Annotated in this window: 8 protein-coding genes and 1 pseudogene; 1 reads left to right on the top strand and 8 read right to left on the bottom strand. The window is 65.2% G+C overall.

Annotation, left to right across the window (positions count from 1 at the left end; genetic code table 11):
• Nucleotides 1–10 precede the first annotated feature (10 nt).
• The 7 genes and pseudogenes from AABD04_RS11720 to AABD04_RS11750 all read right to left on the bottom strand — a co-directional run bounded on the left by AABD04_RS11720 (nucleotide 11) and on the right by AABD04_RS11750 (nucleotide 9,652).
• Nucleotides 11–2,185 carry a malate synthase G gene (locus tag AABD04_RS11720; protein ID WP_341441275.1) on the bottom strand — a complete coding sequence of 725 codons (2,175 nt, stop codon included), beginning with the start codon at nucleotides 2,183–2,185 and terminating at the stop codon, nucleotides 11–13.
• Nucleotides 2,186–2,250: 65 nt separating this feature from the next.
• Nucleotides 2,251–3,165, bottom strand: coding sequence for a 3-methyladenine DNA glycosylase (locus tag AABD04_RS11725; protein ID WP_341441276.1), 915 nt, complete (start codon nucleotides 3,163–3,165; stop codon nucleotides 2,251–2,253).
• Nucleotides 3,166–4,302 carry a hemolysin family protein gene (locus AABD04_RS11730; RefSeq protein ID WP_341441277.1) on the bottom strand — a complete coding sequence of 379 codons (1,137 nt, stop codon included), beginning with the start codon at nucleotides 4,300–4,302 and terminating at the stop codon, nucleotides 3,166–3,168.
• Nucleotides 4,295–5,674 (bottom strand): hemolysin family protein, encoded by a 1,380-nt coding sequence (locus AABD04_RS11735; RefSeq protein ID WP_341441278.1) that lies wholly within the window; start codon nucleotides 5,672–5,674, stop codon nucleotides 4,295–4,297. Before AABD04_RS11735 ends, AABD04_RS11730 begins: the two co-directional genes overlap by 8 nt.
• A gap of 330 nt (nucleotides 5,675–6,004) precedes the next feature.
• The gene (guaB1, locus tag AABD04_RS11740) at nucleotides 6,005–7,441 is read right to left on the bottom strand and encodes a GMP reductase (protein WP_341441279.1); all 1,437 of its coding nucleotides are present in this window, start codon (nucleotides 7,439–7,441) and stop codon (nucleotides 6,005–6,007) included.
• 11 nt (nucleotides 7,442–7,452) lie between these two features.
• Nucleotides 7,453–8,351, bottom strand: a pseudogene (locus tag AABD04_RS11745) (DMT family transporter).
• Nucleotides 8,348–9,652: a DEAD/DEAH box helicase gene (locus AABD04_RS11750; protein ID WP_341441280.1), complete on the bottom strand. Its 1,305-nt coding sequence runs from the start codon at nucleotides 9,650–9,652 to the stop codon at nucleotides 8,348–8,350. Before AABD04_RS11750 ends, AABD04_RS11745 begins: the two are co-directional and overlap by 4 nt.
• Nucleotides 9,653–9,797: 145 nt before the next feature.
• Between AABD04_RS11750 and AABD04_RS11755 the strand changes: the two genes are divergently transcribed.
• A complete protein-coding gene (locus AABD04_RS11755; RefSeq protein WP_243596175.1) occupies nucleotides 9,798–10,268 on the top strand; it encodes a DUF4262 domain-containing protein in 471 nt (156 codons plus the stop codon).
• Nucleotides 10,269–10,336: 68 nt separating this feature from the next.
• Here the strand turns inward: AABD04_RS11755 and gndA are convergent, their stop codons facing one another.
• Nucleotides 10,337–11,788: an NADP-dependent phosphogluconate dehydrogenase gene (gene gndA / locus AABD04_RS11760; protein WP_341441281.1), complete on the bottom strand. Its 1,452-nt coding sequence runs from the start codon at nucleotides 11,786–11,788 to the stop codon at nucleotides 10,337–10,339.
• Between the last annotated feature and the right edge of the window lie 104 nt (nucleotides 11,789–11,892).

An 11,892-nucleotide genomic window follows, 5' to 3' on the forward strand; every position in this document is an offset into this window, starting at 1 on the left:
CGCAAGACCGTCAGGCGTTGACGGCCTTGTACTCCCGTCGGCGACGATGCAGGATCGGCTCGGTGTAGCCGTTGGGCTGGCTGGTGCCCTGAAAGATCAGGTCACTGGCAGCTTGGAAGGCGATGTTGGTGTCGAATTCGGGAGCCAACGGCTTGTACGTCGGGTCGGATTCGTTCTGGCGGTCCACCACCGGGGCCATCCGCTTCAACGACTCGCGCACCTGGTCTTCGGTGACGACGCCGTGACGCAGCCAGTTCGCGATGAACTGGCTCGAAATGCGCAGCGTCGCACGGTCTTCCATCAACGCGATGTCGTTGATGTCGGGAACCTTCGAACACCCGACGCCGTGGTCGATCCACCGCACCACGTAGCCGAGGATCGACTGCGAGTTGTTGTCGAGCTCGTTCTGCTTCTCCTCGTCGGTCCAATCCGTGGACGGCGCGAGAGGGATTTCGAGGATGTCGTCGACGGTGGCGCGCTTGGCCTGTGCGATCTCGTGCTGACGGGCGAACACATCGACCTTGTGATAGTGCAAGGCGTGCAAGGTCGCTGCGGTGGGCGAGGGAACCCATGCGGTGTTGGCACCGGCCTTGGGGTGGCCGATCTTCTGCTCGAGCATGTCGTGCATCAGGTCCGGCATGGCCCACATGCCCTTACCGATCTGCGCCTTGCCCTCGAGGCCTGCGGCGAGGCCGGTGTCGACGTTGAAGTCCTCGTAGGCAGCGATCCACTTCTCGCCCTTCATCGCTCCCTTACGGACGACGGGACCAGCCTCCATCGAGGTGTGGATCTCGTCGCCGGTGCGGTCGAGGAAGCCGGTGTTGATGAACACGACCCGCTCCGAGGCGGCCTGGATGCACGCCTTGAGGTTGACCGTCGTGCGGCGTTCCTCGTCCATGATGCCGACCTTGAGCGTGTTGGTCGGCAGTCCCAGAACCTGCTCGACACGGCCGAACAGCTCCGCGGTGAACGCGACCTCGTCCGGTCCGTGCATCTTGGGCTTGACGATGTACAGCGAACCGGTGCGCGAGTTGGACAGCACGTTGTCAGAGGTCAGCGAGTGCATGCCGGCCAACGAGGTGAACAGAGCGTCGAGAATCCCCTCCGGCACCTCGTTGCCGTCGGCGTCGAGAATCGCGTCGGACGTCATCAGGTGGCCGACGTTGCGGACGAACAGCAGCGAGCGTCCGTGCAGCGTCAGTTCCGAACCGTCGACCGAGGTGTAGGTGCGGTCCTTGTTCATCGCGCGAGTGAAGGTCTTGCCGCCCTTGGCGACTTCCTCGGTGAGATCGCCCTTCATCAGACCGAGCCAGTTGCGGTAACCCAGCACTTTGTCGTCCGCATCGACTGCGGCGACGGAGTCCTCGAAGTCCATGATGGTGGTGACAGCCGACTCGAGCAGGACGTCCTTGACACCTGCGCCGTCGGTCTTGCCGATCGGGCTCTCGGGATCGATCTGGATCTCGAAGTGCAAGCCGTTGTGCACGAACAGGATTGCCGACGGCGCGTCCGGGGTGCCCTGGTAACCGAGCAGTTGCGACGGTTCCTTCAGGCCGACCGTGTTTCCGTCGGCCAAGGTCACCGTCAACGACGCCGCGTCGACGACATATCCGGTGGTACCGACGTGTGAGCCGGAGCTCAGGGGCAGCGCCTCGTCCAGGAAGTCACGCGCGAACGCGATGACCTTGTCGCCGCGGACCCTGTTGTAACTCGAGCCTTTCTCGGCTCCGTCGGTCTCGGGAATGGCATCGGTTCCGTAGAGCGCGTCGTACAGCGAGCCCCACCGGGCGTTGGAGGCGTTGATGGCGAACCGAGCGTTGAGCACCGGCACCACGAGCTGCGGACCGGCCGTCGTGGTGATCTCGGTGTCGACACCGGAGGTGCTGATCTGGAAGTCGGCCGGCTCGTCGAGCAGGTAGCCGATCTCCTTCAGGAATGCTTTGTAGGCGGCGCGGTCGTAGTTCGGGCCCGCGTGCTCACCGTGCCAGGCATCCACCTTGCCCTGGATCTCGTCGCGGACAGCCAACAGCGACTTGTTCTTGGGAGCGAGATCGGCGATCACCGACGCGGCACCGGTCCAGAAGGCATCCGAATCTACGTCGGTACCCGGCAGCGCCTCCTTCTCGACGAAATCGAATAGGACCTTGGCGACCTGAAGTCCACCAGCCTGCACACGATCGGTCATGAATTCCTCACTCTTTCCGGTCACGGACACCGGTCACCGGTGTCCCCACGACAACGCTGTCGATGTTACTCGGCGGTAGGTCCGACGCCGAACTCGCCGCCGATCAGTAAATTCTGGCATCGAGCGATCAACGCCGAGCGTAGAGGTGCCGCTTCGCTGGACAATTCCCCCTGCGCGCGCACGTATTCTGCTCGACCGGCCGCGGTCTCGATCCGAATGGGTTCGAGGTCGTAGCCGCTCAAGTCGTACGGACTCGCCCGCATGTCGATCGTTCGGGCATGCAGAGCGAGCTCGAAGCAATCGGTCAGGAACTCGGAATCGATCAGCGGCCCCAACTTGTAGCACCACTTGTACAAATCCATCGACGCATGAATGCAGCCGGGTTGTTCGGATGTCAGACGCGACTCCGAGGACAGCGCGAGAGCATTGCGCGGCGCGGCATCGGGGGTGAAGAACCGAAAGGCGTCGTAGTGGGTGCACCGCAACGTCATCGAATCGACCACGGCATCGGTCCCGTCGTGTCCGAGCCGCAGCGGCACCTGCTCGTGCCGTTGCGCCGAGGTGCCCCCGCGGTAGACCATCGCCCACTCGTGCAGTCCGAAGCAGCCGAGAACGGGTGGTCGCTCTCGGGTGGCAGCGAGCAGTCCGAGGGTGAATTCGATGCTCGATCGGCGTCGCTCCACCAGGTCGGATCGCACTCGGTAGCCCGGTCCGTCGTCGGTGTCCACATGTTCGTAGGACGCGAACTCCGCGAAATCTCGCGCACGTTCACCGGTGAGGACGATGCCGTGACCGGGATTCCACCGGCGCAGCTGGCCCGGGCGGTGACTGTAGTAGGTGAACAGGAAATCGAGCACAGGATGAACGCCGCCGTGACCCCGATCGGTCAGATAGTCGCCGACGAGGTTCTCCACCCGTGCCGCGTGCGCGGCCCGCCGAGCGGTCCACTCCGCCTCGGTCAGAAACGTCGAGCCGCGCATTCACACGTTCCGTGGGGGAGCGGTCACGGACTCGACGCTCGGCGAGGATTGACCCGGGCGAGGACCGGCCACCCGGTGCGTACCGTCGCGAACCGTGCCGACGAATTCCTCGACCAGGTCCTCGAGCGCGACGATGCCGACCGTGGCACCCGTCGCGTCGTGTACGGCACCCAGATGGCTGCTGGCACGACGCAACTTGGTGAGGGCGTCGTCGAGCACCGTGTCGATGGAGACCACCGGCAGGGCCCGCACATCGCTGCGGGGAATGACCGTGTCCGGTCCCGCCGACTCGTCGGCCATGTCGTCGAGTACGTCCTTGAGATGCAGGTAGCCGACCAGCGCGCCCGAGGCGTCGCGCACTGGATAACGGGAGAATCCGGTTTCGATGACAGCGCGTTCGACGGAGCCGAGAGTGGGTCCGAGGGTGTGATCGGGTCCGGACAACTCGATGCTGCGAACCTGCTGCGAGGGAATCAGAACCTCACCCACCGTTCGCCCGGACGTCTCGAGCGCCTGCCTCAGCCTGCGATGCTCCTCGGCATCGATCAATCCCTCGGATCGCGATTCACCGATCATCTGCGACAACTCGACCGCCGAGACCGAAGAACTCAGCTCGTCCTTCGGCTCGATACGCAGCAGCCGAAGGGTCAGGTTGGCGCACAGGTTGTAGAACGAGATCAGCGGCCGCGCCACCTTGATGAACAGGAGATGGATCGGCACCAGAATCATGGCGGTGCTCTCCGGACCCGCGATCGCGATGTTCTTGGGCACCATCTCGCCGACCAGAATGTGCAGAACGACCACGAGGGTCAACGCGATGGCGAAGGCGATCGGGTGCAGGAACGACTCGGGAATGCCGACTGCTTCGAGCGGAACCTCGATCAAGTGTGCCACCGCAGGCTCGGCCACCCGACCGAGAAGAATCGAGCAGATCGTGATGCCGAGCTGGGCGGCGGCAAGCATCTGCGAGAGGTTCTGACCGGCCTCGATGACGCTCTGGGCACGCTTCTTGCCCTGTGCAAGTAGCGCCTCGAGGCGATCGCGGCGGGCCGAGATCAGGGCGAACTCGGCACCGACGAAGAACGCGTTGCCGGCGAGCAGCAGAACGGCGAGAGCGACTCCGAAGACATCACCCATCGATCTCACCGTCCGATCTCATTCGAGCCACAGCTGCCGCGTCGACGGGCAGGAGCACCACCCGGTCGATGCGACGACCGTCCATCCGAATCACTCGTGCCACCCATCCGCCGTCCCGTTCCAGCGGATCCTCGTTCGCGGGGGGAGGCAGCAGAACTGCGTCCCCCTCGCTCGGGATCCGACCCAACTCCGTCAGGACCAATCCACCGATGGTTTCGTACTCGCCCTCGGGCGCGGAATATCCGGTGGCCGACGCGACCTCGTCGATGCGCAGCAGTCCGGCGCAGTCCCAGCCGTCTCCCGAGCGGGCGACATCGAGCTCCGGCTCGTCGTGTTCGTCGCGCACATCACCGACGATCTCCTCGATCAGATCCTCCATCGTGACCATGCCCGCCGTGCCGCCGTACTCGTCGACGACGAGCGCGACCTGCATACCGTCGGCGCGTACCCGTTCCATCACCGCGTCACCGTCGAGGCTGGACGGTACGACAGGAACGTCGCGCGCCAGGGACTCGACCGTCGTCGTGCGACGGTGCGCTCCCGCAACGGTGAACGCATGCTTGATGTGGACGACGCCGACGGTGTCGTCCAGGTCGCCGTCGACCACCGGAAAACGCGAGAATCCGGTGCGTGCAGCCGTTTCGATCAGATCGGCCACGGTTGCGTCCGTGGCGAGCGTTTCGATCTTGACTCGCGGCGTCATCAGCTCCTCCGCCGTGCGGTCGCCGAACTGCAACGACCGATCCACCAGTCGGGCGGTGTTCTCGTCGATCGATCCCTGCCTCGCCGACGTGCGAACCAACGAACCCAGTTCCTGCGGAGAACGCGCGGATCTCAGCTCCTCGGCCGGCTCGATGCCGAGTCGGCGTACCAGCCAGTTGGCCGAGCCGTTGAGACCGTTGATGGCCCACTTGAAGATCAGCGAGAACCCGGCCATCGCACCGGCGGTGACACGAGCGGTCGACATCGGTTTCGCGATGGCGATGTTCTTCGGCACCAGCTCACCGAAAATCATCGAGAACGACGTGGCCAGGATCAGCGCCACCGCCAGAGAGATGCCGGCCGACAGGGTCTCGGAGGCACCGAGCGCGTCGGCCACCGGCCGAATGAAGCCGGCCAGTACCGGTTCGGCCAGATATCCGGTGATCAGTGTCGTGATGGTGATGCCGAGCTGCGCGCCGGACAGCTGAAAGGACAGCGTCTTGTGGGCGTGTAGAACCTGGCGCGAGCGCAGGTCCCCGTTCTCGGCCTGTGACTCGACCGCGCTGCGTTCGAGAGCAGTGAGGGAGAACTCGGCAGCGACGAACAGCGCGGTACCTGCAGTCAGGGCGACGAAACCCAGCAGGCTCACGATGGTGATGATGGTTGCCACGGCTCAGCGCCGCCGAAGTTGAGACAGGAGCACGGCACCGCCGGAATGCACGTGGCTGTCGAATCTGGTGTCGCCGGGTTTCTCTCCCGGCTCGATAGAGGATCCCTCCGAAGAGGAACCGTCGTCGTGCTGCTCTGCAGTTGCCGAAACGGCAACCGAAATAGTGGGTGCCTCGGGCACCTGATTCCCTTCTGTCGGTTCGCGTTGCGGTCCCACTCGCCGTGGAGCCGACCGCTCGGCCGGCCATGAAGAATCCAATGCTCGATTTTTCATGGCCGGCCCGCGCGAACTGCTGTGTCTGCTGTAGGAGAGTCTAACCGTGCGTGCCCGTCACCACCCGGAGGGCAGGGGCCGTCCCTCGGCGAATCCGGCCGCGGATTGAACTCCCAGAACTGCTCGTTCGGCCAACTCCGGCAGGGAACGGGCTCCGGCATACGTGCAGGTGCTGCGAACTCCGGCGCAGATGTGGTCGATCAGATCCTCGACACCGGGCCGATCGGGATCGAGGCGCATCCGAGAACTGGAGATTCCTTCCTCGAACAAGGCCTTGCGAGCCCGGTCGAACGCTCCGTCGGTGGCGGTACGCGCGGCAACGGCTCGCTTGGACGCCATGCCGAAGCTCTCTTTGTACCGATTGCCGGACGCGTCGACACGCAGGTCGCCGGGGGACTCGTAGGTGCCGGCGAACCACGACCCGATCATGACGTTCGCAGCACCGGCAGCCAGTGCCAACGCAACGTCACGCGGGTGGCGCACACCGCCGTCGGCCCACACCGAAGCACCGAGTTCGGCTGCAGCAGCGGAACAATCGGCGACAGCCGAGAACTGCGGGCGTCCGACGCCGGTCATCATTCGCGTCGTGCACATCGCTCCTGGACCGACGCCGACCTTGACGATGTCCGCGCCCGCCTGCACCAGATCGCGCGTGCCCTGCGCAGACACCACGTTGCCGGCCGCCAGGGGAACGCCGAGATCGAGGGAGCGTACAGCAGCGAGGGCTTCGAGCATCTTCTCCTGATGCCCGTGCGCGGTGTCCATCACGAGCACGTCGGCACCGGCCTCGACCAGCGCAGTCGCCTTCTCCGCCACGTTGCCGTTGATGCCGACGGCCGCCGCGATTCTCAGCCGCCCCGACGCATCGACTGCAGGTGCGTAGATACCGGTCCGAACCGCGCCGGTCCTGGTCACGACACCCGCCAGCGTGCCGTCGTCCTCGACGACGACGGCGAGGTGTGCATGTGCTGCCTCGATCTGCTCGAACACTTCCTTGGGGGACGCATGGCGGGGGACGCGGACGAAGTCGTCGGACGCCACGGAACTGAGCCGGGCGAATCGGTCGACGTCGGTGCAGGCGCTCTCGGTGACGACTCCGATGGGCTTGCCGTGTTCGACGATCACGACCGATCCGTGTGCGCGCTTGTGCACCAGCGCCAGGGCGTCGGACACGGACGCGTTGGGGCCGAGGACGACAGGTGTGTCCGCGATCAGGTCACGACTCTTGACGAATGCGACGGTCTCGGCCACGGCCTCGGTGGGGAGGTCCTGCGGGATCACGGCGATCGCTCCGCGGCGTGCGACGGTCTCGGCCATCCGTCGGCCCGACACAGCGGTCATGTTGGACACCACGATCGGGATCGTCGTTCCCGAGCCGTCGACCGTACCGAGGTCGACATCGAACCGCGACGTGACGTCGGTTCGGCTGGGGACGAGGAAGACATCGTCGTAGGTGAGGTCGTAGGGCGGATGATGACCATCGAGGAACTGCACGTTGATCGAGACTACCGGTCGGGCGCAGCCGACGGTGCCGACGCCCCGGCCACCGACTCCGATTCGATGCGCGTCGACGCCTGGGTCCGCGACAGCAGAATCGTCGTGACGAGCATGACGGACACCGCCACGGCAATGGTGGGGAGTGCAGCCCCTCGGTTCTGATTCGCTCGTCCAGGACCGTGATGCCGATGAACGCCGCACCGAGAGGCTCGCCGATCGTGACGGCCGGCAGTGACGCCGACAGCGGCCCGACCTGAAATGCGCGCTGTTGCAGATAGAACCCGAGAACTCCTGATCCCACCAGCGCGTAGGTCTGCCAGGCAGCCAGTGCTCCGAGCAGGTCGCTCTCGACGAGATCGGTGACGAACTTCGTCAGAGCCGCAGCCAGACCGAACAGCAGACCTCCCGCAGCCCCGAGCAGCAGGGCTCGCGCGCCGGGATTGCTCACCAGCAGGCCGACCACGGCAGCGCTGCCGATCACGACAGCGGCGCCGATCAGCGGCACGATCCAGTCGGAGAGAGGGGCGTCGGTAGTGCCCTCGCTGGGATCACCGACGACGATGAACACCGCAAGGGCGGCGGCCAGCAGGACAGCGAGCGCCCATGTGGAACCAGGCAATGCACGGCCCGCCAGTTTCGCCGACATCGGGAGTGCGAACAGCAGGGCAGTCACGAGCAAGGGCTGCACGACGAGAACCGAACCGACCCAGAGCGCAGCGATCTGCACCGCAAAGCCGCCGCCGTCACCGAGTACGCCCACCCACCATCGCGGACTCCGTATCAGCGCCGAGAACAACGACGTCCCCTCGGGAACCGAGGCTGCGGCGCTCTGCTGTGCCACCGACGCGCAGGCGAACAGGAATGCCGACACCAGGGCGAGCGCGACAGACAGCCACGAGGCGGTCACCCGCGCCGTCCTCTGTTTCCGCCCCGCCTACCCCCGGCCCGGCCGCTCCGCTCGTGGCGGACGGGGCCTGCGCCGCGTCGTGAACCACGCGGCGGCGGTGGTTCCGCTGCCTGAGGTGGCAGCGGCCTGCCGATGGGGGTGCGCGCGCCGGTCAATCGACGCCAGGAGGTGGGATCGGTCTCGGTATCGACCACCGTTGCCGAGACACCGGCATCGTCGGCCATGGTGCGCACGTGATCGACCTGTTCGTCGGTTGCCAGCGTCACGACGATTCCGCTGGCACCGGCGCGTGCAGTGCGGCCTGCGCGATGCACGTAGTCCTTGGAGTCCAGCGGAGGGTCGACGTGCACCACGAGGGTGACGTCGTCGACGTGTACCCCCCGGGCTGCGACGTCGGTCGCGATCAGCGCAGTCGATTCGCCGTCCCCGAAAGTGGCGAGCGAACGGGTTCGATGCGCCTGAGTCTTGTTGCCGTGCAACGACGATACCGATACACCCAACCGTCGACACTCGTCGGTGAGCCGATCGACCGCATGGGTCGTGCGGACGAACAACAACGTGCGACCGTCTCTGTTGGCAAGTGCGGCCGCTACGTCGGTCTTGCGTGCAGCGTCGATCCTCAACACGTAGTGCGCAATGTCGGGCTCACTGATCGACTCCGCTGTGGAATGCTCGGCCGGATCGGTCAGGAACTTCTCGACCAGACGGTCGATGTCCTCGTCCAGGGTCGCCGAGAACAGCAACCGCTGGCCGACGGCCGGTGTCGCGCCGAGAAGCGACTCGATCTGAGGCAGAAATCCCATGTCGACCATGCGATCCGCCTCGTCGATTACCGTCACCTCCACGCGATCCAGAGCGATCGAACGTCGCTCGAGCAGGTCGTTGAGACGACCGGGGGTGGCGACCACGATGTCGATTCCGCGCTGAATCTCCCGGACGTTGCGCTCGAGCGGAACCCCGCCGACCACACCGACGCTGCGCAGGCCGAACGTCGCACCGTGGACGTCGAGGACTTCGTGGATCTGGAGCGCCAATTCACGAGTGGGTGCCAATACCAGTCCGCGCGGTGCACCGGGCTCGCTGCGACGGCCGGCAAGCCGAACGAGAAGCGGGAGCCCGAACGCCAGCGTTTTCCCCGACCCGGTCGGAGCACGTCCGAGTACGTCGCGACCGGCAAGCGCATCGGGCAGGGTTGCGGACTGAATCGGAAACGGCTCGGCGACACCCGCTTTCCTGAGCGAGTGGACGAGAACCACAGGCAGTCCCAGGTCTGCGAACGATCGAACGGATTGACCCGGCATGGCTGTGACCCTACCGCTGCGTCGATCACGCGTCGGAATTTTCTTGTCGGTACCCGACGCGATACTCCGTGTAGAACGCACGTTCGAGTCGCGTTCGACATCGCGATTGCCGAGGGGGCGATCGCACGCAGAGGGTGGGGGAACTATGTGCAAGATGTGTCAAGGCTTCGGCGTCGACGAGTACATCGGTGACGTCAGGCGCACCATGGAGCAATTCGGGTGGGCTCTGCAGTACGTGGAATCCGAGGTCGACCGGGAGGGTATCCACCCGGCGTTCTGTTACACCGTCGGCCTCACCGACTTCGGGAGTCCGGAAATAGTCCTGACGGGGCGTGGGCCGACCGAGTCCTCTCGGATACTGAACGCGCTCGGCGCGTCGGTGGCTTCGGGGATGCTGGAACTCGAAGCCGGAATCGGTTGCTCAGCAGCAGGATTCGAGTTGTTCACGATCGATGTACCGGAATGTGCCGACATCCTGTACACGGCATCCGACGTGTACGGCAAGGGCTGCTTCAGCGCCGTGCAGGCGGTGTGGATGGATCTGGAAGGTTCGTTGCCCTGGGAGGGCATCCCGTCGACGGTGGTCCAACCGGTCCTCGGGCCGGTGCCCATCTGACCGAATTCCCGGTCGTGCATCGGGGGCGCTGCGTACTGCACGCAGCGCCCCCGATGGACAACGGTGGGTCAGGCTTCGACCTCGGAACGATCGCCACTCCACAGAGTGTGGAACTTGCCTTCCGAGTCGGTTCGCTCGTAGGTGTGCGCCCCGAAGAAGTCCCGCTGTCCCTGCGTCAGAGCGGCCGGTAGACGCTCTGCCCGCAATGCGTCGTAGTAGGAGAGCGAGGACGCGAACGCCGGCACCGGAATGCCCAGCGAGGCCGCGGTGATGACGACCCGGCGCCAGCTGTCGATGGCGTTCTCGATGGCATCACGAAAGTACGGAGCCAGGATCAAGCTGGGAAGTTCGGCGTTGTCCTCGTATGCATCCTTGATGCGATCGAGGAACCGAGCGCGGATGATGCACCCACCACGCCAGATGGTGGCGAGGTCACCGGGGTGCAAGTTCCAGTCGTATTCCGCACTGCCCGCCGCGATCTGGTCGAAGCCCTGCGCGTAGGCGACGATCTTCGATGCGTACAGAGCCCGGCTGATGTCGTGTGTGAACTGCTCCGCGTCGGTGGGCTTGTCGGCAAGCGATCCCGAAGCGAGTCCGACGGCTGCCTTGCGCTGAGCCCGTGACCCCGACAGCGCCCGAGCGAACACCGCCTCGGCGATACCGGTGACGGGAACACCCAGATCCAGGGCCGCCTTGACGGTCCACCGGCCGGTGCCCTTCTGTTCCGCAGCGTCGACGATCACATCGACGAGAGGCTGACCGGTCTTGGCGTCGACCTGGCGGAGCACCTCGGCGGTGATCTCGACGAGGTAGCTCTCGAGGTCCCCGTCGTTCCACTCGGTGAACACGTCCGCCACCTGGGCAGGCGTGTAGCCGAGGGCGTCGCGGAACAGGTTGTACGCCTCGCCGATCAACTGCATGTCGGCGTACTCGATGCCGTTGTGGACCATCTTGACGAAGTGGCCGGAGCCGTCGGGTCCGATGTGGGTGCAGCACGGTGTGCCGTCGACCTGTGCCGCGATGGATTCCAGCAGCGGCCCGAGTGCCTTGTAGGACTCGGCCGGACCACCCGGCATGATCGACGGGCCGTTGAGCGCGCCTTCTTCACCGCCCGAGATGCCGGCACCGACGAAGAGCAGCCCGCGCTCCTTCATGGCCGCCTCGCGGCGAATGGTGTCGGTGTAGAGAGCGTTGCCACCGTCGATGATGATGTCGCCCTCCTCCATCGCGCCTGCAAGCTCCTCGATGACCGCGTCGGTGGGGTCGCCTGCCTTGACCATGATGAGCACTCGGCGCGGCTTCGCGAGGGCGGCGACGAACTCTTCGATGGTTTCGGTGCGGATGAAGGTGCCTTCGGAGCCGTGCTCGGAAATCAATGCATCGGTCTTGGCGACACTGCGGTTGTGCAATGCGACGGTGTGGCCGTGGTTCGCGAAGTTGCGGGCGATGTTGGAGCCCATGACGGCGAGTCCGGTGACTCCGATCTGAGCCAGTTCTGTCGGTTCTGCTGCTGAGGTCATACAGACAGCTTTCCCTGCCGAGCAATTTCGCGCGAGCCAACCCCCCGGGTCTGCGTCGAACCCAGTTCGACAGAACGACAACGGGTGCCGCATTCGCGAAGAAT

This window comes from Rhodococcoides navarretei (genome assembly GCF_038069675.1).
Taxonomy (GTDB): domain Bacteria; phylum Actinomycetota; class Actinomycetes; order Mycobacteriales; family Mycobacteriaceae; genus Rhodococcoides; species Rhodococcoides navarretei.